Origin of the sequence: Flavobacterium collinsii (genome assembly GCF_946903285.1) — a bacterium.
Taxonomy (GTDB): domain Bacteria; phylum Bacteroidota; class Bacteroidia; order Flavobacteriales; family Flavobacteriaceae; genus Flavobacterium; species Flavobacterium collinsii.
Genome location: NZ_OX336425.1, coordinates 4,042,849 through 4,066,975, shown reverse-complemented (window position 1 = coordinate 4,066,975; position 24,127 = coordinate 4,042,849). Strand labels below are relative to the sequence as shown.

Annotated in this window: 20 protein-coding genes; 5 read left to right on the top strand and 15 right to left on the bottom strand. The window is 33.1% G+C overall.

Going from position 1 to position 24,127, the window contains the following annotated elements; all coding sequences use genetic code 11:
- Nucleotides 1–56: 56 nt before the first annotated feature.
- Nucleotides 57–755 carry an inclusion body family protein gene (locus OGZ34_RS16685; protein WP_263360975.1) on the top strand — a complete coding sequence of 233 codons (699 nt, stop codon included), beginning with the start codon at nucleotides 57–59 and terminating at the stop codon, nucleotides 753–755.
- Nucleotides 756–1,070: 315 nt separating this feature from the next.
- Here OGZ34_RS16685 and OGZ34_RS16680 read toward each other — a convergent pair whose 3' ends face one another.
- Nucleotides 1,071–2,924, bottom strand: coding sequence for a hypothetical protein (locus tag OGZ34_RS16680; protein ID WP_173967651.1), 1,854 nt, complete (start codon nucleotides 2,922–2,924; stop codon nucleotides 1,071–1,073).
- Nucleotides 2,925–2,936: 12 nt separating this feature from the next.
- Nucleotides 2,937–4,325 carry a hypothetical protein gene (locus OGZ34_RS16675; RefSeq protein ID WP_263360974.1) on the bottom strand — a complete coding sequence of 463 codons (1,389 nt, stop codon included), beginning with the start codon at nucleotides 4,323–4,325 and terminating at the stop codon, nucleotides 2,937–2,939.
- Nucleotides 4,326–5,020: 695 nt separating this feature from the next.
- Between OGZ34_RS16675 and OGZ34_RS16670 the strand changes: the two genes are divergently transcribed.
- Nucleotides 5,021–5,380: a hypothetical protein gene (locus OGZ34_RS16670; RefSeq protein ID WP_263360973.1), complete on the top strand. Its 360-nt coding sequence runs from the start codon at nucleotides 5,021–5,023 to the stop codon at nucleotides 5,378–5,380.
- Nucleotides 5,381–5,597: 217 nt separating this feature from the next.
- Nucleotides 5,598–6,374, top strand: a complete 777-nt coding sequence (locus OGZ34_RS16665; RefSeq protein WP_263360972.1) for a carbonic anhydrase family protein — start codon at nucleotides 5,598–5,600, stop codon at nucleotides 6,372–6,374.
- Nucleotides 6,375–6,767: 393 nt separating this feature from the next.
- Here OGZ34_RS16665 and OGZ34_RS16660 read toward each other — a convergent pair whose 3' ends face one another.
- The 3 genes from OGZ34_RS16660 to mnmE all read right to left on the bottom strand — a co-directional run bounded on the left by OGZ34_RS16660 (nucleotide 6,768) and on the right by mnmE (nucleotide 10,038).
- Entirely contained in the window at nucleotides 6,768–7,817 is a 1,050-nt protein-coding gene (locus OGZ34_RS16660; protein WP_263360971.1) for a serine hydrolase domain-containing protein, read from the bottom strand.
- A 463-nt stretch (nucleotides 7,818–8,280) separates the two neighbouring features.
- Nucleotides 8,281–8,637 carry a hypothetical protein gene (locus OGZ34_RS16655; protein WP_263360970.1) on the bottom strand — a complete coding sequence of 119 codons (357 nt, stop codon included), beginning with the start codon at nucleotides 8,635–8,637 and terminating at the stop codon, nucleotides 8,281–8,283.
- On the bottom strand, nucleotides 8,638–10,038 hold the full coding sequence (gene mnmE / locus OGZ34_RS16650) for a tRNA uridine-5-carboxymethylaminomethyl(34) synthesis GTPase MnmE (RefSeq protein WP_263360969.1): 1,401 nt from the start codon (nucleotides 10,036–10,038) through the stop codon (nucleotides 8,638–8,640).
- Between the two features lie 182 nt (nucleotides 10,039–10,220).
- Between mnmE and OGZ34_RS16645 the strand changes: the two genes are divergently transcribed.
- Both OGZ34_RS16645 and OGZ34_RS16640 read left to right on the top strand, forming a co-directional pair.
- The gene (locus tag OGZ34_RS16645; RefSeq protein WP_173967507.1) at nucleotides 10,221–11,054 is read left to right on the top strand and encodes a universal stress protein; all 834 of its coding nucleotides are present in this window, start codon (nucleotides 10,221–10,223) and stop codon (nucleotides 11,052–11,054) included.
- Between the two features lie 69 nt (nucleotides 11,055–11,123).
- On the top strand, nucleotides 11,124–12,896 hold the full coding sequence (locus tag OGZ34_RS16640; protein WP_263360968.1) for a MutS-related protein: 1,773 nt from the start codon (nucleotides 11,124–11,126) through the stop codon (nucleotides 12,894–12,896).
- A 196-nt stretch (nucleotides 12,897–13,092) separates the two neighbouring features.
- On the opposite strand, the gene OGZ34_RS16635 is transcribed toward OGZ34_RS16640, so the two are convergent.
- The 10 genes from OGZ34_RS16635 to OGZ34_RS16590 all read right to left on the bottom strand — a co-directional run bounded on the left by OGZ34_RS16635 (nucleotide 13,093) and on the right by OGZ34_RS16590 (nucleotide 24,104).
- Nucleotides 13,093–14,427: an anaerobic C4-dicarboxylate transporter family protein gene (locus tag OGZ34_RS16635; RefSeq protein ID WP_263360967.1), complete on the bottom strand. Its 1,335-nt coding sequence runs from the start codon at nucleotides 14,425–14,427 to the stop codon at nucleotides 13,093–13,095.
- 93 nt (nucleotides 14,428–14,520) lie between these two features.
- Nucleotides 14,521–15,570: an asparaginase gene (locus OGZ34_RS16630; RefSeq protein WP_263360966.1), complete on the bottom strand. Its 1,050-nt coding sequence runs from the start codon at nucleotides 15,568–15,570 to the stop codon at nucleotides 14,521–14,523.
- A gap of 32 nt (nucleotides 15,571–15,602) precedes the next feature.
- Nucleotides 15,603–16,844, bottom strand: a complete 1,242-nt coding sequence (locus OGZ34_RS16625; RefSeq protein ID WP_263360965.1) for a DcaP family trimeric outer membrane transporter — start codon at nucleotides 16,842–16,844, stop codon at nucleotides 15,603–15,605.
- A 647-nt stretch (nucleotides 16,845–17,491) separates the two neighbouring features.
- A complete protein-coding gene (locus OGZ34_RS16620; RefSeq protein ID WP_263360964.1) occupies nucleotides 17,492–18,121 on the bottom strand; it encodes a DsbA family oxidoreductase in 630 nt (209 codons plus the stop codon).
- A gap of 387 nt (nucleotides 18,122–18,508) precedes the next feature.
- Nucleotides 18,509–19,627, bottom strand: coding sequence for a DNA polymerase III subunit beta (gene dnaN, locus OGZ34_RS16615; protein WP_173967501.1), 1,119 nt, complete (start codon nucleotides 19,625–19,627; stop codon nucleotides 18,509–18,511).
- 108 nt (nucleotides 19,628–19,735) lie between these two features.
- Nucleotides 19,736–21,421 carry a gliding motility-associated ABC transporter substrate-binding protein GldG gene (gene gldG / locus OGZ34_RS16610; RefSeq protein ID WP_263360963.1) on the bottom strand — a complete coding sequence of 562 codons (1,686 nt, stop codon included), beginning with the start codon at nucleotides 21,419–21,421 and terminating at the stop codon, nucleotides 19,736–19,738.
- Nucleotides 21,421–22,146: a gliding motility-associated ABC transporter permease subunit GldF gene (gldF, locus tag OGZ34_RS16605; protein ID WP_263360962.1), complete on the bottom strand. Its 726-nt coding sequence runs from the start codon at nucleotides 22,144–22,146 to the stop codon at nucleotides 21,421–21,423. The genes gldG and gldF overlap by 1 nt, the downstream gene beginning before the upstream one ends.
- Before the next feature lie 194 nt (nucleotides 22,147–22,340).
- Nucleotides 22,341–22,637 (bottom strand): putative quinol monooxygenase, encoded by a 297-nt coding sequence (locus OGZ34_RS16600; protein WP_263360961.1) that lies wholly within the window; start codon nucleotides 22,635–22,637, stop codon nucleotides 22,341–22,343.
- A 123-nt stretch (nucleotides 22,638–22,760) separates the two neighbouring features.
- Nucleotides 22,761–23,252, bottom strand: a complete 492-nt coding sequence (locus tag OGZ34_RS16595; protein WP_263360960.1) for a hypothetical protein — start codon at nucleotides 23,250–23,252, stop codon at nucleotides 22,761–22,763.
- A gap of 21 nt (nucleotides 23,253–23,273) precedes the next feature.
- A complete protein-coding gene (locus tag OGZ34_RS16590) occupies nucleotides 23,274–24,104 on the bottom strand; it encodes an SAM hydrolase/SAM-dependent halogenase family protein (RefSeq protein WP_263360959.1) in 831 nt (276 codons plus the stop codon).
- Nucleotides 24,105–24,127 lie beyond the last annotated feature (23 nt).

Below are 24,127 nucleotides of genomic sequence, written 5' to 3'. Positions count from 1 at the left end.
TTAAAAATGGTTACATCCATCGGGTTATAAATTAATATAAATTTAAATAAATAATTATGTCAAACACCAACACAATCAGCATCAACGATGTATTAAGAGGAGCCGTAGAACTGGCAACTAACGACCAATTGCCATTGGAAGTCGTATTTCAGCAATGTTATGATAATGAGCATTTAAGTCCTGAGAATAACTTTGGGGCCTGGGATTTATGTTTACAACAGGTTTACAATACGAGAAATCCTAAACCAGGAATCGAGGAATTTGGAGATGCGATGTATTCCGTTTGGAAAAATGCAGGGCTTTCCAGAGCAATTATGATCAAAGCACTGGCAAGTATTCCGGGCTATACAGGTACACCAATTTATACAGAAGTAAATAAGTATTACCCAATCACTGTATTAATGACGGTAGATACTATTAAGACTGTTCAAACAGGTTCTTTGTATATTACTATAACGGATGATAATGGAGATCCTAATCAGGGCTCAAGTGAGATTCAGGTAAATGCTAAGATTTCTACAATAATACGATGGAAAGCAGTATCTTTAAATGTAACTGATACAGTTCATCTCAAACAATTTGTAGTAAGAGGCGGAGTAAATCTATTTTCTGCAAACGAACCTAGCCTTCAGTCAGATGGTACATTTCAGGGAACTTTGATTGCAACAGGTACTGAAGTCTATAGCTTTACTATTACAATTAATGATGGAAGTCAGCAGTATGATTGGGATCCTTATATTGTTTGTACTGCCTAAGTTACGAAGAAAAAAGCAGGTAATTTTTTTAGATGATTACCTGCTTTGTTTTTTTATAACACAATAATAAAACCGATGTTATTTAGAGTTTGTACTATAAAATAATTGCTGTGCCGTTTTTTTGGAATTTCGACTCTTAATATAGTTTTGATAAATTAAGTACCTCCTTGTTGTTTGTTGATGTTATTTTGATTTTTCTTAGAAATCTGATTATAATGTTCCATAAAGATTTGTTTTCGAGATGAAATATTTTAATACTATTTTACTTTTGCTTTGTTTGATAAATTGAAAAGAGGAGTATTATTTTTTAGAATATTATCTAGTTAATGTCTTATATGCCTTTTGATTTGTGTAAAAGTCAAAGAGGGATATATCAATAACAATACTAGCTCTCCAAAACCATTCTTTTTCTACAAAGTTTGGTGTTCCGTCTTCTGCTATCGATTTTAATTCAGGTCCCATTTGCCCTCCTAAGTTTAATGAAATTGGGCATTTACCAAAACCATAGGTCAGGTAGGCACCTGGTGCAAATACATTGTCCCAAGAAACATCAGCCATCTCGGTTTTACTATCTTTTAGTCTGAAAGCTGTTACTGCACCAACATCGATAAGCGAAACGAAAATCCCGAAAGATTTACCATTGACTTTTTCTAGTATTGTAGATTTATCCGTACTTCCTTTACAGGGTTCTTTACCTAAATTACCCCATCCTAAATAAATACCGGCAGGTGCAGTAAAACCAAATATTTGGGTTTTTTCAAAGTTGGTCCCTGCAAAGCCACCAGCATAGGCATTCAAGGATATATTAAAGGTAGAGTTACGCTTGATACGATAGCTGCCTACTGGATTAGCAGAGGTTTCAAGTGCTGCAATGAGTTCGTCTTTTGTTTTTGCATCAAGACAGTTTGCAATAAAAGATGTATATTTTTTAATCATTGTTTTTTGCTCGGCAGTTAATGTAGTCTGATCAATTGTAAAAATAAAATCGGTCAGGTTGATCAAAGCCAGCCCATATTTTTTATCCGCTATAAAGCCAACAATAACATTTACTTCTTTCCCTTTTAAAATAGCATCTTTTAGTTCAGTCGAAACTTTTATATTTGAATTTTTTTCGAAAACATCAATAGTGTTTTCAAAGCTACCCAACATAACTTCTGTACTTTTCTGGATGTCGGATAAGGAAAGCTTATTATTCTTGTTATTCGTTATTATCCTGTTGATTTCATTTGCCAATGCTTCATATTCGGTTTGAAGGGACTGTACTATATTCAACAATTTTCCGGTATCAGCTTTCTGAATACTCAAATCTTCAATATACTTTTCGTTTTGTCTTACTAAAAGAGCAAGATAAATTTTTGCAAATTCAGGATTACTTAATTTCGCTAAATCGACATTATTCATAAAGGAACCTAAACCAACCCCATTTTTTTTGAACATATTGATTCCCAATGCTAGAATTTTGAGATCTTTTGTCAAGATGTTCATATTCGATTTTGTTTGGTTATTTTCAATTAAGTTAGAAATGCTTCCGGGTAAATTTGAGATATTCTTGATATCCATCAACGTTGCGATTACAATTAAGCGTGATTTTATGTTTACATCAGTTATATTTAATTTTGAGACAATTAAAGGTAGATTTTTAGAAAAATTATTTAAGTCATTATCAAAAGCTTCTCTTAAACTATTGATAAAAACAGGGTAATTATACGGATCACTTTTTTGCAACACCTGATAACTTGTTGGAAAAATCTCCTTCAGAAAAGGAATGGTTTCCAAATCCTCTTTAAATTTATTTAAAAAAGCAATGTTAATTTCCTGCTTGAAACGGTTGGCAATAAAAGTTCCTAAAGCATCAACTCCGGCAGATTGACTTATGGCTGAGGAACTGAATAACCCCTGAATTGAATTGCTATTATCCATAATAAGGAATGTAGCAAAGTCTGGATTAGGCAAACTAAAATTATAAAGACTATTAAAGTTATCAATTTCGGCTTTATTCTTGAAGTAATGGGAAAGTATTTCAACTTGTTTAGCCGTAGTTACGGGTGAATTTAATAAATTTTCAGTATCATTGAATACAGAAAAATTCATTCCGTGATTGGTGGTTTGGCCATTCATCTGAAAGGCACATAATAACAAATACAGGACTGTTCTTAAAGTTATTTTCATAATATAATTGGTTTAGGTTAGTATAGTTTTTGTCCTGCTTAAAATTCTTTCAATAGGAATTGCATAGGTATATTGACTATTACCACCTACGACCATTCCTAATGCTTTTTTTTCTTGGGTCAGATAAACAAGAGCTCCTGAATCACCTCCTTCAGTCAATGATTTTAAATTGCCTATCGTATTTTTTGAAATTATAATGAGCTCTTTTAACTGATGGGTATTGCCATTGTAATGAAAATCGATTTTTTGTTTTTGATAACCTACTACATATCCCTCTGATTTATTAATGTCTCCATTTACAAATACTTTTTTATGCAATTGTTCTTCAGGGTAACTTTCAAAGGAATGCACCGGATTGGTTATTTCTCCTATTCCAAGATCTATTTCAATTAATGCGGCGTCAAACAAGTTGTTAATTTCTCCATATTTCCAACTGCCGATTGCATTTTCATTACTATCATTGCTGTAAATATCTTTTTCAGTAGGATTCAGGAGCCATCCTTCACTGTCTGTGTTGGTAACCTGGCTGATTCCACCGGTAAGAACATGTGCGCAGGTTAGTAGATATTCGGTATTGTTTTTTGAAACTGCACAGCAAATTGTTCCATTGACATAGGCATTGTTCTGTTCATATACATTGTCTCCGCTATTTAAATGAAGTTTAGGGATTTCATAGCTATAAATTATTTCAGTTCGTACAGTAAATGGTTGTCCATAATTTAATTTGCCATTTAGTGAATGGGGATATGAACCACCAAAAGGTAGTGTACTGTTTAGTATTATAACTGGTTTGGAGTCTGAAGAAAAACCAACGTAACAATTTACAATACCTGATAAACTGTCGATGAATATTTTATTTTGTTCCAAGGCTATCTTAGCCAATTCATAACTGTTAGTTTCAAGATATTGTTCCAGATTCTTTAAACTTGTTGCTTCATACGTTGCTTTATCGACCAACTTTTCTTTTAAATTTTTAGCATAGAAAAGCATGTCGAGCATGTCGTGCCAAAATTTAGAGCCCAAACTGATAAAACATGCCGTTAAGGCACAGCCAACAAGCATTGACCCAAATGCATGAAGATCCAATGATGCAAAATCCCATCCCAATAAAAAATTTACATCTGTTTCGCTATCGTAAGTAAACATTTTAAATAAACTTGCATTACTAATCAAAGCAATAAAAAAAGATATTGTTAAGTTGATTGATAAAATTGCCCTCTGCCTTTTATTTTCTAGGGTTGCATCTTCATATTTTTTTGATGTGTCAAGCGCTTTGGGAACTATAAAAAAAAGGAAACTATTTCCTTCTACACACCATAATTTGAAGAAGGTGACCACTCTTTCACTAATCATACTCAAGATAAAGAGCATAGTGGCAACCATGGTTAATTTTTCATACATAATATTAGGTTTTAATTCATCATATTTATAAAAAGCACAAAAACTCCATAACAAATAACTCAATTGCGAATCAGGTTATGATTGAATTGAAAAGGACATAAAGTCCTTCTGGAGGATTAAAAAAGTAATTTCCCGAAATAAATTTTGATTGTACTACTAAATACAATTTTAATGTATTCGCCGTAAGTAGATAGTCAATGCACTCTCTGCTTTTTTTTCAAAATAGATTAATACAAAATCAGATAGTTGTATCAATATTATAGCTATACTACAGGAGACGAATTTTAGAATTAAGGGTTAATTTTTTACTGTTTTTAACTACTTGATAAATATAATGTTAGATATAATTCTGGTTTTGTTCGTGTTAAATGTTCCTAATGAGGTATTTAGAAAATGCTTGATAAAATTTGCTAATCCGTCAATGAAGTAACTTTCTACCAGACAAATATATACTATCAATTATTTCTGTAGACGAGTATAAGTACCTGTTTTTTATAGGTATATAGGGGAAGATTCTAAGGTTTCCAGAGAAAAACGTAAGTCATAGGAGGTGAAAAGATGCTCAATTTTTATCATTTTGGAGGCTTATATTTCTCAAATCATTTAAAATATTCATTTGGATGTATTTTTTTTAATTGATGCTTGTATTAATTTTATTCAGAATTGTAGAAGAGTATAAATTAAAAAGAAATCTCATGATCAAAAACACCTTTTCTTTTTATACTTATTATTATTATTATTATTATTTAGTTTGCCCGAATATTTTCTCGCAAGTAGAAATTTATAAATCAGATATTGTTTTTGAGGATTTTCAATCTAAAGAACTTTGTAGTTCGTTGCTTGTTTCGGGTAATACAATTCTTTTGAATGGGGATAATTACAATTTATATGCAATAAACAAAGGGGATTTGAAAACGATCAGGGAAATAGATATTGGTTGGAAGTCTGCCAAAAGCAAGCTTATTAATTCTGAATTGGCTTTAGAGTGGTTTCAAAAGGCCGCAAAGGTGGGTAGTCCTAACGCCATGTATTATTTAGGAATGATATACAAATAGGGTAAGACGATCAATTACAAAAAATATGAAATACTTAGTGATTTTTTTGCAGCGATGGATTTATTATATTAACCATAATTTACCAAACTTGATATCAGTTTATTCTATTGATAATTAATTTTTTGTCTTTATCTTTAAAAAATAAATTTTAGTTCTACCATTAAGATTTTTACAACAATTTAAACGCATTAACATCAATACTATTAATGATTATTATATGGAAAAAAAATTAGTTATAGTATTCTTATTCTTTATAATAGGATGCCAAAACTATCATCATACAGTAGAGAGTCAAGGAAAAGAAAATCAAACGGTATCTATTGATAAAAGCGATATTATTTCATCTGATATTTTAACTGCTGAACAACAGGCAAAACTCACACCTGTTGAAGTATTGGAACGATTAAAAAGTGGCAATAAAGCTTTTGCTGAAGACAATTTAACGATTCGTAATACTACAGAGAGAGTGAGGAAGGCATCTTTAGGTCAATATCCAAAAGCGGTAGTACTATCGTGTCTTGACTCCCGTGTGCCCGTTGAAGATGTTTTTCATAGTGGTATTGGTAACTTATTCGTTGCCAGAGTAGCTGGGAATGTTGTAAATGATGATATTTTAGGAAGTTTAGAATATGCCTGCAAAGTTTCGGGCGCAAAATTAGTATTGGTGCTGGGACATGAATATTGCGGTGCTATTAAATCGGCTATAAGTGATGTCAAGTTAGGTAATATAACCTTGCTGTTGAATAAAATACAACCTGCAGTTAAAAAAGCTAGTTTAGATTTTAAGGGTGAAAAGGTACCTTCGAATGAAGCATTTGTAGAAGCAGTATGTGCTACAAACGTTGAACTTGCTATTGATCAAATTCGTCAGAGGAGCATTATTTTAAAAGAGATGGAACAAAACGGCCAAATACTAATAATTGGAGGTGTTTACAATATGAAAACTGGAGTGGTAGAGTTTTTTGATCCGCATCAAACAATCCACAATAAGTGAACTTATAAACAGGTGCCTATTTATTCAAAAATAGATAATAAAAATAAGTAAAAAAATACGTTTTTATAGTGCTCTTTTTTGAATTCTGAAAACAAAGAATCCCCGTTAAAATACTATATAATGGCGTTTTAATGGGGATTCTTTGCTGGGTAATATTTTGTAAAAACTACTTGCCGATGCAATATCTAACTTCTCTTTTCTTTTAAGAGTTTAAGAGGGTATAGGTTTACATGAATTTTAGTTGTTTAACAATGAAAACAACAATTGATGATATTAAAAATAATTCGTACTTGATTACTTTTTAATTTCGGTAAAACTAAGAAATGGTAATTTTATTAAATTTTCAAATGCCAGGAAATTTCGTTCTAGTTGCTGTTTTTTTCAAGAATACACTTATTTATTTATGTCATCATATAGTTTATCGACTACTTTTTCCAAAATTTCTCCTGTTTCATTAAAGCTAGTATTTGTCAATATAGATATCCCGATATTTTGTTTAGGATAAATTACAAACCAATTCTGCATTCCGTATATACCTCCGTGATGTCTGTAAATTAATTCATTATCATTTTCTAATATGTACCAATGATAACCTTCCCAAAAATCGGAGCCTTCTTTATATAATTTTTTGTGAGATTCATTTACAACAACATTTGACTGGTCAAGTTGCAATTTCATATATTTTACTAAATCTGTAGTAGTAGAATGCAATCCTGAAATTCCTCCCCATAAAGTTCTATTGAAGTTGGGCATTAACTCGTTTTTATCGTTGTAACCTTTTACCAATCTTATTCTTTCATTATCATTAAGTGTAAATTTGGTTTGGTTCATTTTATTTGGTTTCAAAACAAATTCAGTTACCAATTCCTCGAAAGGTTTTTGATACACTTTTTCAAGTATATAAGCTGTTAACTCTGGAGCCGTGTTTGAATAGGAGTACGTTTCTCCAGGAATTGTTTCAATTTTGATTAATTTCAATCCTTCCAAAAAAGCCGTTTTATTTTCGCCTTTTATAGGGAAATTAGGAAACCCACTCGTATGCGTGAGAAGATGCCTAATTTTTATAGGTTTACCTTTAAACTCTAAATTGGGATAAGGTTCGTTAAGATAAATTCTAATATCATCATCTAAATTTATTTTTTTATCAATTATGGCTTTAGCGGCTACATAACCGGTAAAAGTTTTAGTTACAGAAGCTAATTCATAAAGTGTTGAATCGTTTGGTTTGTTTCCTTTTCCAATAGATAATTCACCAAAATGTTTTATTGTGGATTCCCCATTTTTAAATACTGCTACTGAAACAGAATGAAATCTTTTGTCCTCTAATAACCGATGAACATTTTTAGTAATCGCATTTCCAATATTTTGGTTATTACTTTGCTGTTTACTTTTACAGCCAAGTAAGGCAAGAATCAAAAATGCAGTTAAATGTTTTATTGTCATAATTGTTAGTTTGATTATATGTTTCTGTGGTTAAATAAAATATAGTGGTTTACGGTTTTGCTATCTAGCGCATTTCTTTTTTTTGATTTTTAAAAAAGAAACTTTGTAATTTATTCATTTATAGTTGTATAGTTGCTGGTGTGTCTTATGGCGGCTACAAAAAAAGGTTAAATAAATCCTGTTTTATTTAACCTTTTTTAATTCACTAAGCTTTATCGTGAAAAATAATTTTTGCTAAGATATTGAAAAAATAATTTTTAGTTTTACGGGAAAGCGTAAGTAGTAAAGAAATATCTTTTTTTTAATACCGTTTTTGCTTCAGTGATAACCACCGAGAATTATAAATAACTTTTTCAAGATTTTGGTAAAAAAAGAATAACACAATCCATTATATCTGATTTCATCAAATATTTAGCTTTTTATTAATTGTAATTTTTTTTTAAAGTAAAAATATAAAAACGATTTAGTTTAGGTTTTTAGTTTTCATACGTAAACAGTGTTCAGTTCCTAAATAGAGCGGATCTCCGTGTTTTTCAGACCAAAAACCTTCTAGTACATCTGCAGTGATACATTTATAAACAGCAATTCCTTTGTAAGTTTTATTTTCATCTCCTTTATAACTAAAGTTAATGACCAGAATATTATCTTTAAAGAAACCGTGACCTTTTTGTTGCTGAGTGTTGTTAATAAGCCATTGAGCAATAATCCGATTGTTTTCATCTAAAGTTAAACTCAAAATACCTTTGTAAGTTGCCTGATTACTCTCATCCTGATTGCTTCCGGAAATGGAATAATTACCAATTAAATCTTGTACAGTCATTTATTTCCCAATACAGAAATTAGCAAAAATATTCCCTAACAATTCGTCGTTAGAAACCTGACCAGTAATTAGACCAAATTGGTATAAAGCTTCGCGAATATCAAGTGCAATTAGGTCACTGGAAAGATTAGTTTCAAGTCCGAATTTTACTTTCTGAATTTCATCTAATGCTTTAAGTAAAGAATCGTAATGTCTTGTATTGGTTACTATCGTTTCATTATTTCGAAGTGCTCCGGTATTGACAAAAGAAAGTAATTCATTTTTTAAATCATCAACACCAATTTTCTCTTTAGCCGAAATTAATAATAGCTTTGCATTTAAATTTTCAAGCTTATTGGTGATGTTTGCAACTTCATCAGTAGACAATATATCTTTTTTATTGACGACAATTAGCAGAGGCTTTAACGGGTACTTATTTTTGATTTGTTCAATTTCAGAAACAAACTCAGAACTTGAAACCTGAAACTTGAAACCGTCGAATAAGTAAATCACAACCTGTGCTTGGTCGATTTTTTCAAATGTTTTTTTGATTCCGATGCTTTCTACAACATCCTTGGTTTCGCGAATTCCTGCTGTATCAATAAATCTAAAACCAATTCCGCCAATCACTAATTCATCTTCGATTGTGTCGCGTGTTGTTCCTGCGATATCAGAAACAATGGCACGTTCTTCATTTAACAAGGCATTGAGTAAAGTAGATTTACCCACATTTGGTTCTCCAACAATGGCTACCGGAATACCGTTTTTAATAACATTACCAACGGCAAAAGAATCAATCAGACGTTTTAGAACAAATTCAATTCGATTTAATAACTCATGAAATTGTGTACGGTCTGCAAATTCTACATCTTCTTCGGCAAAATCCAGTTCCAGTTCGATTAGAGAAGCAAAATTTAAAAGCTCTTCACGGAGTTTGGCTATTTCGTTGCTAAAACCACCGCGCATTTGCTGCATAGCGATTTGGTGTGAAGCTTCGTTATCTGATGAAATCAAATCGGCAACGGCCTCTGCCTGCGATAAATCAAGTTTTCCGTTTAGGAAAGCTCTAAGTGTAAATTCTCCCGGATCAGCGATTCGGCATCCTTTTCTTAAGAGCAGCTGAATAATTTGCTGTTGGATATAAGTTGAGCCGTGACACGAAATTTCAATCGTATTTTCGCCTGTGTAGGAGTTAGGTCCTTTAAAAACAGACACCAATACTTCATCCAATGTTTTTGAGTCATCAACAATATGACCCAAATGTAAAGTATGTGTTTTTTGTGTGGTTAAGTCCTTGTTTTTTATGGATTTAAAAACAGAGTTTCCGATCGTAATAGCGTCAGAACCTGAAATACGTATGATAGCAATAGCTCCAGCTCCTGATGGAGTAGCCAATGCAACTATAGAATCTTGATTTATCATGTTGCAAAGGTATAAAAAAAGGCACAAAGTTACGAACTCAAAGCTTGCTTGAAAATGAGGTTTATAGTTTTTCTAAACGCTAATTTTAATAAAATTTTAAATGTTAAAATACTGATAATTATCAGTTTGATTTGAACCTAGAATGATTAAATTTGAGAAACAAACCTTTAATCTCAAACAAAATGAAAAAGATATTATTTCCAACAGATTTTTCTGAAGCGGCAACAAATGCTTTTGTTCACGCTTTAGAATTTGCTAAGATTGTAAACGCCGAACTCGTTTTGTTGCACACTTTTGAAATTCCGGTTTACGATAGCCAATTTTTCCCCGAAAATTATGCATCAATCTATAGTTCTATTGAATTGGCAAAGTTTGAAATGTTTAAAGATGAGATCCCGAAGCTTAGAACCATTGCAGCGGAGCGAAAATTGGATAACATTGTCATCAAACATCGTTTAATGGATGGTGACTTAGTTTTCAATCTAAAAAAAGCAGTAGAAGAGGACCATATTGATTTTGTAATCATGGGAACTTCTGGGGTTTCAGACTGGACAAAATTTTTCCTTGGATCAAATACGAGTTCAGTAATTTCAGAGGTTAAGGTTCCTGTTTTATGTATCCCTGCAGATGCAAAATTCAAAAAAATAAAAATAATTGGTTTTACAACGCGTTATCGTGAAAAAGACAAAGCCGAGCTTCGTAAAGTTCTGGAAATTGCCAGAAAAACAAATGCAAAAGTAAAAAGCCTCTATGTAAGAACTTCAAATACTGATGTCCCAGATACTACAATTAAAGAATGGGATAAAGAATTTGCGAATGAAAATGTAGAATTTTTGGTCCTGCCAAGTGATGAAGTAAAAGAAACTATTCTTGATTTTGTACTTTATAAAGATGTAGATGTTTTAACGGTTATCACGCACAAAAAATCTTTCTTTGAAAGTATTTTTGAATCCAGTTTCTCAAAAAAAATAACCAAAGAAGTTTCGATACCTGTTTTGGTCATGCATGAAACCTAAAATCTATTAGTGATTTAATACCGGAATGTAAGTGTAAAACCTATATTTGTGTTTCATTAAATTTAAGGAATGGAAGCATATCAGAATAAAGTTGAGCACTATACAATACTTTTTAATAAAATCAACAAAAAACACAATAGCATTAGTATTCTACGTCTTTTAAGCGTATTTCTGTGTTTGTTCTTATTGTTTTACTACATAAAAACCAATGAAATACTTTACGTAGCTTTTGCTTTTTTGTCTTTTGTTGGTTTTCTTTTTTTAATGCGAATTCATTCTGCTCTGTCTTTTCAGCGGGAACTTACTAAAGCAATTTTGAAATTAAATCAGAATGAAATTACCTATTTAAAAAGAGAAAAGATTCCTTTTGAGAACGGAATAGAATTTAATGATTTTAGCCATCCCTATGCTTATGATCTGGATGTTTTTGGAGATCATTCACTGTTTCAAAATCTAAACAGAACCGCTACTTACATTGGTAAAAAGACATTGGCAAATCAATTGCTGAAGTTATCTTCCAATGAAACTATTCTTGAAAATCAGAAAGCAATCGACGAATTAAAAACAAAAATAGATTGGCGTCAGGATTTTATGGCTCTGGCAATGATAAGTTATGACACAAAAGAATCTTATAGCTCTTTAATTTATTGGAATTCATTTAAAAATAACATCTTACCTAAAGTTTTAATTGCAATATCGGTTATTTTCCCAACCTTATTTTTAGGCTTTTTAGCAGCATACTTTTTTACATCAAAAACAATTTTATTATCCTATCTGAGTTATATTTTTATTGCCAATATGATTGTTTTGGGAAGTTGCTTTAAGCGGATACAGTCGGAGATTGCCAAAGCCGATAATGTAGATAAAATCATCAAACAATACAGTTTATTGGTTCAGAAGATCGAAACTGAATCTTTTCAGTCAAAAAGATTAATTGATTTACAACAACAGCTTATTTTTAGAAATACAACCGCAAGCAAACATTTAAAAGACCTTTCGGAGTTGTTTTCTAGAATGGATACCATTAATAATTTTGTAACTGCAACTGTCTTTAACGGAATGTTTTTGTTTAATCTGCACGTTTTGAAGGCGCTTTTAAAATGGAAACAAAACTATTCGGCTGAACTTGAAAAATGGATAGATATTATTGGTGAATTTGAAGCGTTGAATAGTTTAGCAAATTTGGCATACAATAACCCGGATTTTGTTTTCCCTGAAATCAATTCAGAATATAAAATTGGGTTTTCAAATCTGAGTCATCCGCTATTAAATCCGGCAACCAGAGTAGGGAATGATACTCATTTTTATCCTGAATCCTTCATGATTCTGACCGGTTCAAACATGTCGGGTAAAAGTACTTTTTTGAGAAGTTTGGGAATCAATATGGTTTTAGGAGGGATAGGTTCAGTTGTTTGTGCTTCAAAAGCTAACATTCACCCACTTCCAGTTTTAGTTTCAATGCGATTGTCTGATTCGTTAGCGGATAGTGAGTCTTACTTTTTTGCTGAAATTAAACGTTTAAAACAAATTATGGACGCGTTAGAAGAACGTCCTGCTTTTGTTTTGTTAGATGAAATTCTAAGAGGAACAAACTCTGATGATAAACGAAACGGAACAATTGAAGTGGTTAAAAAAGTAATTGCTAAAAATGCGATTGGTGCCATTGCTACGCACGATATTGAGGTATGTTTGACAACAAATGAATATCCTGATGTTTTAACGAATCAGTGCTTTGAAGTTGAAATTAAAAATAACGAACTTCATTTTGATTATAAACTTCGTAACGGAATTTGTAAAAATAAAAGCGCAACTTTCCTGATGCAGAAAATGGGAGTAATTTAGAAGGTTTGAGTGTAGATTTTAATTGAAACGCTTCTATTATAATTTGTAATTGAAGCCTAATTTTGTAGTTTTCTCTTATTAGAAATATTAAAAACAGGAGAAGAAAAAAAAGTAAATTATTACTTTGCTTTTTGAAACACTACAATGAAGTATGTAAGAAAAAGCAAAGTAGTAATTAAAAATAGTATGGTGGTTTTTAGATCAACATACTAAACAAAAATCCTGAAGCTATAGTTACAGCTATAGTGACCAGACCAGGCAACATAAAACTATGATTGACTACATATTTTCCTATTCGGGTAGTACCTGTACGATCAAAGTCCATTGCAGCAACCAGCGTGGGATAGCCTGGTAAAATAAAATCAGCATTAACAGCAGGAAACATGGCAATAAGATGTGGTTGTCCAATTCCTAATGCTAATCCTATTGGCATCATGATTTTGGTCGTTGCGGCCTGACTGAATGTTAACGCTCCCATAATGATTAACGCAAAAGTAAAAGTAAAGGGATACTCTGATGTGATGTCTCTGAAAGTACTTTCGATTAATTTGTTGTTCGCTCCCATAAAAGTGGCACTCATCCACACGACTCCAAGAACTGATACAAGAGCTGTTGCCATAGAAGTAAACAGACTCATTTTGGATACTAACATAGGGGAGGTTTTTGTAACGATCATTATAAGTGCCGAAGCCGATAGTGTAATCATAATAATCAATCCGGTAAGATTAACAGCTCCATCTGCTCCTACAGCAAAACCTGCTTCTCCTTCTCCTACATAAGGAAGAAATTGTGGAAAAGCCCCGAAAATAATAATAAGCAATATAGCACTCGCGAATATGAAAACGGCTGTTTTAGCACCTGGTTTCAACGTTCTGTCTGATTCAGATGTTTTATCTATACTTTCGGCAAATACAGGATCCTTCATTTTTTCGATAAACTCAGGGTCTTCATTGAGTTCTTTGCCTATTTTCCAAACTGAAAAAACACCTGCGGCAATTCCTATGAGACAAGCAGGGATACATATCTTCATGATATCGACAACAGCGGTAGAATAGGCAAGTATAGCTGCTAAGGAGGCTGTTGCAGCACTCATTGGGCTTCCGGTAAGTGCCATATGAGAGGCGATAACAGAAATACTTAATGGTCGTTCAGGTCGTATTCTTTTCTTAGCAGAAACTTCTGCTATAATTGGAAGCAGTGAATACACTATGTGCGCGGTACCGGCGAAGAGACATAAGAAATAAACGGTAAATGGCGCAATAAAAGTAATGTACTTGGGGTTGCGTCGTATAATTTTCTCAGCGATACTAACTAGATAATCTAAACCTCCGGCGGCCTGTAATGTAGCTGCAGTGGTTACAATGGCCAGAATGATCAAAAGTACCGCTACAGGTGGCTCCGCAGGGCGCATATGAAAAAACAGGACAAATATAAGTAGTCCGATCATTCCCATTACTCCCAGACCAATTCCTTTAAGTCTCGATCCAATAAGAATCATGGCAAGCAGTATGGCAAATTGTAGTAGTATCATATAGTGATGAATTTGAAGATTAACAAGATTGTTTGTGAATTGAATCTTATTCGAAAGTTACTGATAATGTTGTAAATGTGGTAAGTAAAGATTTTAAAAATGGAAAAAATAATCTTGTAACTCTTTTTTATTCTTTGATTTCGTTAGCCCAAGCATCAATAAAATTCTTGCTTTTTGTGGGCTAAGATTATCAGATACTATAGTCCCTAGTTCATTGTCGTTGGTCTCACCATCTAATACGACTCTGCCTTCAATGCAACGACTTGCACGGCATACAGAGATATTTGCTTTGGTTGCTTTTTGAATAGCATCGGTAAAAGCTTTAGAGAAATTCCCGTTTCCAACACCGGCTATTACAATACCATCTACTTTTTGTTTTACCAAATAATCGATATAATCAGCTGAGGCATCGGCATACATATATACAATTTCAACTTTTGGCAGCTTTGTGTTTGTATTCACTTCAAAAGGTCTTCCTTTAGTGGTTTCTCTCACGGATGATTTATAGTATTCTACACGACCGTCATAAACTTCTCCAAGTGGTCCCGAATCTGGTGATTTAAAAGCATTTACTTTAGTTGTACTGGTTTTGGTCACTTCTCTGGAGTCATAAATTGATTCATTAAAAGAAACTAAAACGCCACGTTTTCTGCTTTTAGGATCGGCAGCAACCGTAATAGCATCAAACAGGTTTTTAGGACCGTCAGCACTAATAGCTGTTGCCGGACGCATAGAGCCCGTAATTACAACAGGTAATTCATGTGGAAGGACCAAATTAAGAAAATAGGCTGTTTCTTCCTGCGTATCGGTACCATGTGTTATAACAACGCCATCGGCTTCATTTTTACTAAATATTTCATTGATACGAGTAGCTAGTTTTTTCCATATTTCAAGACTCATGTCCTGACTGCCTACAGAAGATATTTGTTCTCCGCTAATGTCTGCAATCGAATTTACGCTCGGAATGCTTCCTATAAGATCGGATATTGGAATTTTACCCGCAGTATAGCCGGCTCTATCCGAAGACTTTCCCTCACCTGCAATAGTTCCACCCGTAGCAAGAATTATGATTCGGGGTTTTTGTTGTCCAAAGGTTATAGATGTCGCGATGCACAACAAAAATACGAGTACTAATTTTTTCATTTTTTTTATTATTTATTTGGTTAATCCTGATATTAGAAATTGAATAACATTCCAAAATTGATTCGAACGGCGTTAGCCCCTTGAGTGTTTCCATCTGCATATTGTAATTGTTTGTAGCCTATTTGTGGTTCAAGTCCGACAGTAAGGAAATCAAAAAAGTCATAAGATGCATTAAGCGTAAACTGGTAATTGGTCATACGGTCCCAACCGGCCTGTGTAGCAGCTCCGTCATAAAAATGATTGTAAGAGGCCATAATCATGGAATGAAATTTTTTATTGAAGAAACGTTCGTACGAAATAAAACCTGCATGTACTGGCAAAAGGTCTAGTTTTCCCGAATAATCTGATCGGGCAAAACCATCTAGCCCCGAACCACCCACAGCCAGAAAATAATCACCGATTCCTTTACCTATTGTCCATTGCGCCTGAAGATTATTTATTAAGCCTGATTTTTTCCTAAAAAAGATACTTGTAATTGCTGTGATACCGCCACCATTTTGAGAAGCAAAATCAAATTGTGTTTCTCCGGCCGCAACATTTTCAGAATCGTAAGCAACACTACGATAAAGTCCGGCCACTTTTATAAAGCCTTTGTTGTCAAAAGCATATCTTATGCCTGCAACAGCATCAGGTGCTCTGGAGGGCGCGTAATCTACACCTTGAGTGGGGTTTAGGGTGTAATCGTACAAGCGACGTGGTTCCATATACTCCGCAGAAAGCTCAAAAGCAGTGTGTCCGTTTTCTTTAAAGCGAGCAGTGTAGCGTACCTGAATTCTGCGGGAAAGTACCATACCTGTAGGGCCATCCCAATCGAGTAATGGTGAAGGCCACAAGGAGGAGTCTCCAAAATTTGACCAGGTTTGACCTACCGTCCAATGATCGTATTGAACCCAGGCATGGCGTAGTCTGAATTGAGAAGTGTTATTTGCTCCTTCAAAATCGGCTTCAAGCATTGATTTTATTTCTTTTCCATTATTGAGTTGTATTGTACTTACAAAACGCAATTGCGATTGTCGCATGTCCATGCTAAAAGCAGGTATGTCTTTTCCCGAAACATCATTTTTATGAATAAGAAATGAGCTATTACCACTGAGACTTCCTCTGACATCGTAAATTCCGTTTAATTTTAATCTGCCAAGAAGTTTTGCAGTCAATTTTGGCTTTCCATTTAAAGTATCTTTTGATTCAACTGCCATAAACTGGGCTTGTACAGAGCTGGATAATAGCAAAGCGAAACAACAGAGGATCAATGCTAAAAGTTTATTTTGTTTCATAATTAATAAAAAATTTGAGGTAAAATAAAGGTTGCTGGCTATGATTTTTTTTATTGCTAAGCTCAAGTAATAGATTTGAATCAATTAAGCTATGCTAAATAGAAATGTCTATTAATGCTAAAGATGGTATTAGATAGGTGTAGATTATGTGGAATAAGTATAGAGTTGAAATCGAAAATACCTTAGGAATATTTGTGTTACCAAACATGTGATAAAAAATAAAAATCTTAGGCGGTAGGATAACATCTTTTTCATAAAATCTCAGGATTAGATTTAATATATAAAAGTCGATTCATACAAATATAGGAAAAAACACTGCAAAATCTTACAAATAAAACAGTTAAAAGCTGAAAAATTTACAATTATGCAATTGAGTGTGTTAAATCAATTGAATTTAAAAGGGTTAGGTGTAAAAAAATAATATTACAGGAGTATGTAAATAGCGCCGAAGAATTTAAGTCTAACTTTTTTTGATGCAAAAAGTATATAAATGACTTACTCTGTTTTAAGAATAAATTATAATCTCAGATATTCAAACAAATTCATTCTTTAACTATATGAATTTGTTTGAATATCTGAGATATAGAGCTATTGAAGGTTATTTTTTTAGAATTGAGCTCCAGGTTAATAAAGCTGTTCTGAAATAGTTATTTCTGCATTTCTTTGATCGTATTCACAAAAGCCTCCACTGGCTGAGCTCCGGAAACGGCATATTTTCGGTCAAAAACAAAAAACGGAACTCCTTGTACACCAATCTGATTTGCTTCATGTATATCAGAATGAACATCATTTAAGAAAAGGCTTTCGTTTTCTACGATTTCTTGCACTTCTTTTGGGGCTAAACCAGCTTCAGTACCTAATTTGATTAGGGTTTGGGAATCGTTTAAATCTTTTCCGTCTGTAAAATAAGCTTTAAAGAAAATTTCTTCCATTTGATCGCCAAGATTTTTGGTTTTGGCCAAATGAATGATACGGTGTGCCGTTAGCGAATTTGAAATTATTGCTTTATCAAAGTGATAGTCCAAACCTACGCTTTTTGCACGTTCTGTGACACCTTTATGCATTTCGATGGATTGTTCAACAGAAAAACCTTTTCGCTCCGCCAAAAAGGTATAAACATCTTTACCTGATTGCGGTGTGATGGTTGGATCAAGCTGAAAGCTTTTCCATTCAATTTCAAATTTATCATTTGGAAATTCAGCTAAAGCTGTTTCCAGTTGTCTTTTTCCGATATAACAAAACGGACACATGATGTCCGACCAAATTTCTATTTTCATATTACAAAAATAAGAAAAATTTGTTTTAGGTTTCAAATTCAAGTTTGTGTTGATTTCAACGTAAGGAGTTCTCAATGTTTTTAGACAAAGCTTTGCGAACTTTTACATTTATAACATACATGCAGAGTATAGAAAAACCTAGCGCACTTTGCGGTAAAAATCAGCTCAATCCCTGATCGCATTTCAACCTGAAACCTGAAACCTGAAACCTGAAACATCTACGCAGAAACAAAAAGAGAAAAATAAAAAACCGCAAATCTTAAAAAAAGAATTGCGGTTTCTAGGTATAAAAAATGGTTGGTTAATAGCGATGTTATTTTTTTTTACAATGATATGTCTTTAATTTGAAACTAAAAAAAATCTCTGTAACAAAAAGAAGTTTTGATGTTAACTATTTAACATTACAGGCATTACCAGCATTGTAACAGTTTCTCCTTCTTCTAAACCATCTACTGGTGTAAGGATTCCTGCTCTGTTAGGTAATGACATCTCCAACATAATCATATCTGATTGCAGGTTAGTTAGCATTTCAGTTAAAAAACGGGAGTTGAAACCAATTTGAAGATCATCTCCTTGATAATCACAAGTTAATCTTTCTTCGGCTTTGTTAGAGTAATCGATATCTTCTGCGGAAACATTTAATTCGGCTCCGGCAATTTTTAAGCGAATTTGGTGTGTAGTTTTGTTTGAGAAAATTGCCACACGTTTAACTGAACTTAAAAATAAAGAACGGTCTATCATTAATTTGTTTGGATTTTCTTTTGGAATTACCGCTTCGTAGTTAGGGTATTTTCCATCAATCAAACGACATGTTAAAATATAATTGTCAAATGAGAAAGTCGCATTTGAATCGTTGTATTCAATTTTTACTTCGGCATCAGAAGTTCCTAAAATACTTTTTAAGATATTTAAAGGTTTCTTTGGCATAATAAAATCAGCTACCTGTGATGCTTTTACATCTGTACGGGCATATTTCACTAATTTATGAGCATCTGTTGCTACAAAAGTTAATCCTTCAGGAGAGAATTGGAAGAAAACTCCGGACATTACAGGACGTAAATCATCATTTCCGGCAGCAAAAATAGTTTTACTTACTGCAGTTGCCAAAACATCAGCAGGAACAAGTGTAACTGACGGTTCTTCAAGACTTACTGATTTTGGAAATTCTTCACCGGCAGCATATGCTAAAGCATATTTCCCAGAGTTAGAACTAATCTCAACAGTATTGTTCTCTTCAACCGTAAAAGTTAAAGGCTGTTCCGGAAACGTTTTTAAAATTTCAAGTAAAAGTTTAGCAGGCACGGCAACGCTTCCTTTACTTGTAGAATCGATTGATAATGTAGCAGACATTGTAGTCTCAAGATCCGAAGCCGAAACTGTCAGTTCGCTGTTGTCTAGTTCAAATAAAAAGTTGTCTAAAATAGGCAACGTATTGTTGCTGTTAATTACACTACCTAAAACCTGTAATTGTTTTAATAAGTACGAACTCGATACTATAAATTTCATCTCTATTGTTTTATTTTTTTGCTCTTTTCTTTAGTTTTTCCTCAACTAAGATAGGTTTTACAAATATATCGTAAACAATCTTAAGTTTAGCAATTTTTTTATTAACATCTACTTACTGTATTTTCTTTTTCGCATATAGGTAAATGCGAGTCCAAAAATCAATAAAATTAGAATTGGAAGTCCGATAGTTATGAATTGCGTGAGTGTGTAATTTTCGTAAACTTTCTCTTTGTCTAATAATGGAAGATTAACATCTTTACTTCTAATGTTAATAAGTCCGGTATCATCCAACAAATAATTAATACAATTCATTATAAAATCTTTGTTGTCGTACAGGTTTCCGGTACGCTGATCATAGCCCAATTCGACTGGCATCATATTTTTGTCCAACTGATTTCTGGCCAGATCACCATCGGCTATGACAATCATTTTATTTGGTTTTCCTTTTGCTAAAAAGGAGTTTTCTTTAAAAGGTAAAACACGATTCTCAAAAGCGGAATGGAATGATCCTTCTAATAAAACAGAAAGCGGAATATTTCCTTTGTTTACATAATCCTGAGGAGAAGTTTTTTCAGTTACAATATTTAAGTTGATGGGAGCAGGAGTTCCAATTGCTTTCGAGTATTGAGAGGATTGCAGTAAAACCGTTTTTTTAATTCCGTTCTTTAAAGTATCAATAGGACTCGCAAAATCAAATCGGATTCCGCCCAAATTTTTCACAATCGGATGTTGGCTGGTCGGGTACACTTGTGGAGCATATTTCCATACAAAGTCCTGATATTGTGTAGCGCTACCTTGCTCGCCGGTAGCCAGTTTAATTGGGCTTCCCTGTTCGTCTTTGATCAGATCAGGATTGATTCTGAAGCCATATTTAAAAAACATATCGTTCAGATTCAGATCTCTTGGGTACGCCAGAGTTGCGCCTGCCTGGTTGTAAAGACTATCCATGTCGGCAGCTACCTGATCTATTAGCCATAATGTTTTGCCTCCATTCATGATGAACTGATCTAAAACCTGTTTTTCTTCGTCAGAGAAAGTTTCTGTAGGTTTTGAAATAATAGCTAAGTCGTATTTTTTAAGAGCAGCTAAAGTTTCAGTCGGACTTTTGGCTACAGAGTCTAATGTGAATGGACCAATATAATAGCTTTCGCGAATTTGCTGTAACATTTTGGCAATGTGAATCTCGTTCAATTCTCCATTCCCTTTTATAATGGCAACCTTCTTTTGTCTGTCTTTACTAATTTTATTGATGGCATCAGCAATTGAATATTCTAAATGCTGAATTGATCCTGTTACTTTTTGTGTTGTAGAGGCTCCCATTATGTTTTTCAACAAAGGAATATTGACTTCTTTATTGTTGTAAACCGCAACAGCCCACGGGAAAACCATAGCCTGTGATTGTTTTCCTTTGTCGTCTACCGTAATATTTATGGGTGTAAGACCTTTTTGATAAAGCGATTTGATAACATCCATACTGTCGTCTTCGTTTTCTAAAGGATTAACGAATTCAAAAACAATATTGCTGTTATACGCCTGAAATTCCTCCAATAACTGACGGGTTTCTTGTTGAAGGCGCCTAAAATCTGCCGGAAGTTCACCCTGCATATAGATCTTGATCGATAATGGATTTTTAACCTGTTTTATGATCTGTAAAGAAGTTTCAGATAAGGTATATCGTTTGTCTTTGGTTAAATCGAATCGGTGAAAAAATAAACTTCCCAATACATTTAAAACGATTAATACAAAAACAGTAATTCCTAATGTTTTAATATTTTGTTGAGTAGATGACTTCATTACGCTTTAAAAGATTTTAATTGATAAACAGTAAACGACAGAAACAATACGGTGATGCTTAAAAAATAAATTACATCACGGGTATCGATTACGCCCCGACTCATACTTTTAAAATGATCCTGCATGCCAAATGCCGAAATAATACCAGAAGATCCTGGAATCAATGACGCTAAACCTTCAAAGCCAAAATAAAGAAGAAAACATAGAAAAACCGCAATAATAAAAGCTACAATCTGATTTTCAGACAGGGTAGAAGTAAAGATTCCAATTGCAGAATAAGCTGCAATCAAAAACAACAATCCGAAGTATGAACCTATAGTACTGCCCATATCGATATTCCCTTCAGGAGAACCTAAATTCGATATTACTTTTACGTAAATAAACGTTGGAATAATGGCTAAAACAATTAATAAGAGAGAGCCAATAAATTTTCCGTTTACGATTTCCCAAATCGATAAAGGTTTTGTTAACAACAACTCTAGTGTTCCTTGCTTTTTTTCATCAGAGAAACTTCTCATAGTAACTGCAGGAATCAGGAAAATTAGAATCCACGGAGCTAAAGTAAAGAAAGGAGTCAAATCCGCATAACCGGTGTTTAAAATATTGTAATCTCCTTCAAATACCCATAAGAATAATCCATTGCTAATTAAGAAAATTGCAATGACCAGATAGCCAATAGGAGAACCAAAAAAGGATTTTATTTCTCTTAAAATGATTGATTTCATGTATAACGTTTATTCGTTTATTTGTTTAATCGTGTAATTTTTTTTGTTTAAGGTTTCAAGTTTCAGGTTGCTTTCCTTTGCGAACTTTGCGTTTTATCAAACCTTTTAAATATCATCTTTGCGTTCTTTGCGTTAAAAGATTCCAATTTTCAAATCCAGTATATAACATGAAACATGAAACCTGAAACCTGAAACTAATCTAAACTAACCAGTTTATCCAAACTCCATGCTTCGGGTTTGGCATTGAAAAGTTTTTTTGTAAAGTCCCAAACAGAATTAAAAAGTTCAGATTGTCTGTAATTTTCCAAGTCTTCTACAGTTTCCCAATAGCTATAGGTGAAGAAAATGCATTTATCATTTTTATCCTGATACAGTTCTAAAAAACGATTTCCATCAGCATTTCGTATTTTGTCTTTCACACTTTCAAAATTCTCCAGAAAAGCAGGAATTTTTTCTTCATGAAAACTCATTTTTACTATTCGAACAAACATATTTGTAATTTTAGATATCTGATTTTAGATTGAAAATCTATTATAAGCGCGCAAAAGTACCAAAATTGATTCTTCTTTTTAATACAATTACTTTTTTTGAAGAAAAAAATATAAACGAAACGCCTATTTTGTCAATACTTCTTTTATTTGATTATAATTGAGCAAGTCTTTGAAAAAAGTAAATACAGCTCTTCCGTTTGGTTGAGTATTGATTAATATTTTTTCTTTTGTTACCCTAATAATTGTAATAGTTTGACCTTGATCTAAAAAGGAGGTGCTTGTGTTTAGTTTGATGATTCCGCTGGTATTAGAATTCGCCATTAAAGTCCATCCATTTATTTCTAGTAATTTTCCAATTTCATTTGTAGATAGATCTTTGCTGAAATTTAATTCTTTGAATTTTCTCTCACTTTCTATTCTGAAAATTATATAAATCAAAACAATTACTGCAAAGATAATTAATCCTAAAGAAGTTGCATCTTTATCATATTTGCTAAAACCGGCATAAATAAAAATAAAGGGAAAAATTAGGCTGAAATAATTTGAAATATACTCAAAATGAGTAATTGGACACTTCAAGTTATTAACGATATACTTTTTTTTATTAGAATCCATCTAGCAATCAATATTGATTTTCTAAGTTAAAAATTTAATCGTAATCACATCTCTGTAATTCAATCCTAACAGACTGTTTGCAGAGCCCACCTTGGAAGGATTGCTTCTGAAAATTGCAATTTCAAGAAACCCGGCTTCGTTAAAAATAGCTAACTTTTCGCCTTCATAGGTTTTTATTGGATATTTTTCCGAACTCGCAATTGCTGAATAATTGGGTAAAATAGTCTTGATGCTTTTGGGTTTCATCACAATTTCATAAGATCGTCCTTTAGCTACTTCGTTAAATTGTCTTTTAGAGATATTGGTGACTACATTTCCAAAATGATCGATATAGATCACATACCCTTTTATAGAATTGTTATCACTGGCAATTACAGGCTGTAGCTCTGTGATCTGCTTTATTTCTTTAATTTCCTTACCAATAACATTAAGAAGTCCGCCTTTAGAAATATGACAGGCTACTTTTATAAAAATATCCAAATCACTAAACTCACTCGGGAATCGATCATGTATATTGACGGCAACAATTTTCTGTGGAACAATCTTTTGCGTAAGCATGCTCAAAATACCATTATCGGCACAAATAAAGTAGTGATCGTTCCATTGCATGGCGATATGTTGATTTTCTTTATTGCGTTCGATATCTACTCCGATCAGGTGGACAGTTCCTTTTGGAAAGCTTAAATAGGATGCACCGATAACGTAACTTGCTTCGGCTGTGTTGAATGGGTCAATGTCATGCGAAATGTCAACAAGTGTAACCTCTGGATACTCAGATAATATTTTACCCTTTAGCGAACCAACAAAGTGGTCTTTTAAGCCGTAATCGGTAGTGAGGGTAATTATTGACATAATTTTGTTTATAACTATTGGTA

Coding starts and splice junctions, on each gene's coding strand:
- OGZ34_RS16685 (WP_263360975.1), top strand. CDS start 57: ATGTCAAACACCAACACAATCAGCATCAACGATGTATTAAGAGGAGCC.
- OGZ34_RS16680 (WP_173967651.1), bottom strand. CDS start 2,924: ATGAAAATAACTTTAAGAACAGTCCTGTATTTGTTATTATGTGCCTTT.
- OGZ34_RS16675 (WP_263360974.1), bottom strand. CDS start 4,325: ATGTATGAAAAATTAACCATGGTTGCCACTATGCTCTTTATCTTGAGT.
- OGZ34_RS16670 (WP_263360973.1), top strand. CDS start 5,021: ATGATCAAAAACACCTTTTCTTTTTATACTTATTATTATTATTATTAT.
- OGZ34_RS16665 (WP_263360972.1), top strand. CDS start 5,598: ATGGAAAAAAAATTAGTTATAGTATTCTTATTCTTTATAATAGGATGC.
- OGZ34_RS16660 (WP_263360971.1), bottom strand. CDS start 7,817: ATGACAATAAAACATTTAACTGCATTTTTGATTCTTGCCTTACTTGGC.
- OGZ34_RS16655 (WP_263360970.1), bottom strand. CDS start 8,637: ATGACTGTACAAGATTTAATTGGTAATTATTCCATTTCCGGAAGCAAT.
- mnmE (WP_263360969.1), bottom strand. CDS start 10,038: ATGATAAATCAAGATTCTATAGTTGCATTGGCTACTCCATCAGGAGCT.
- OGZ34_RS16645 (WP_173967507.1), top strand. CDS start 10,221: ATGAAAAAGATATTATTTCCAACAGATTTTTCTGAAGCGGCAACAAAT.
- OGZ34_RS16640 (WP_263360968.1), top strand. CDS start 11,124: ATGGAAGCATATCAGAATAAAGTTGAGCACTATACAATACTTTTTAAT.
- OGZ34_RS16635 (WP_263360967.1), bottom strand. CDS start 14,427: ATGATACTACTACAATTTGCCATACTGCTTGCCATGATTCTTATTGGA.
- OGZ34_RS16630 (WP_263360966.1), bottom strand. CDS start 15,570: ATGAAAAAATTAGTACTCGTATTTTTGTTGTGCATCGCGACATCTATA.
- OGZ34_RS16625 (WP_263360965.1), bottom strand. CDS start 16,844: ATGAAACAAAATAAACTTTTAGCATTGATCCTCTGTTGTTTCGCTTTG.
- OGZ34_RS16620 (WP_263360964.1), bottom strand. CDS start 18,121: ATGAAAATAGAAATTTGGTCGGACATCATGTGTCCGTTTTGTTATATC.
- dnaN (WP_173967501.1), bottom strand. CDS start 19,627: ATGAAATTTATAGTATCGAGTTCGTACTTATTAAAACAATTACAGGTT.
- gldG (WP_263360963.1), bottom strand. CDS start 21,421: ATGAAGTCATCTACTCAACAAAATATTAAAACATTAGGAATTACTGTT.
- gldF (WP_263360962.1), bottom strand. CDS start 22,146: ATGAAATCAATCATTTTAAGAGAAATAAAATCCTTTTTTGGTTCTCCT.
- OGZ34_RS16600 (WP_263360961.1), bottom strand. CDS start 22,637: ATGTTTGTTCGAATAGTAAAAATGAGTTTTCATGAAGAAAAAATTCCT.
- OGZ34_RS16595 (WP_263360960.1), bottom strand. CDS start 23,252: ATGGATTCTAATAAAAAAAAGTATATCGTTAATAACTTGAAGTGTCCA.
- OGZ34_RS16590 (WP_263360959.1), bottom strand. CDS start 24,104: ATGTCAATAATTACCCTCACTACCGATTACGGCTTAAAAGACCACTTT.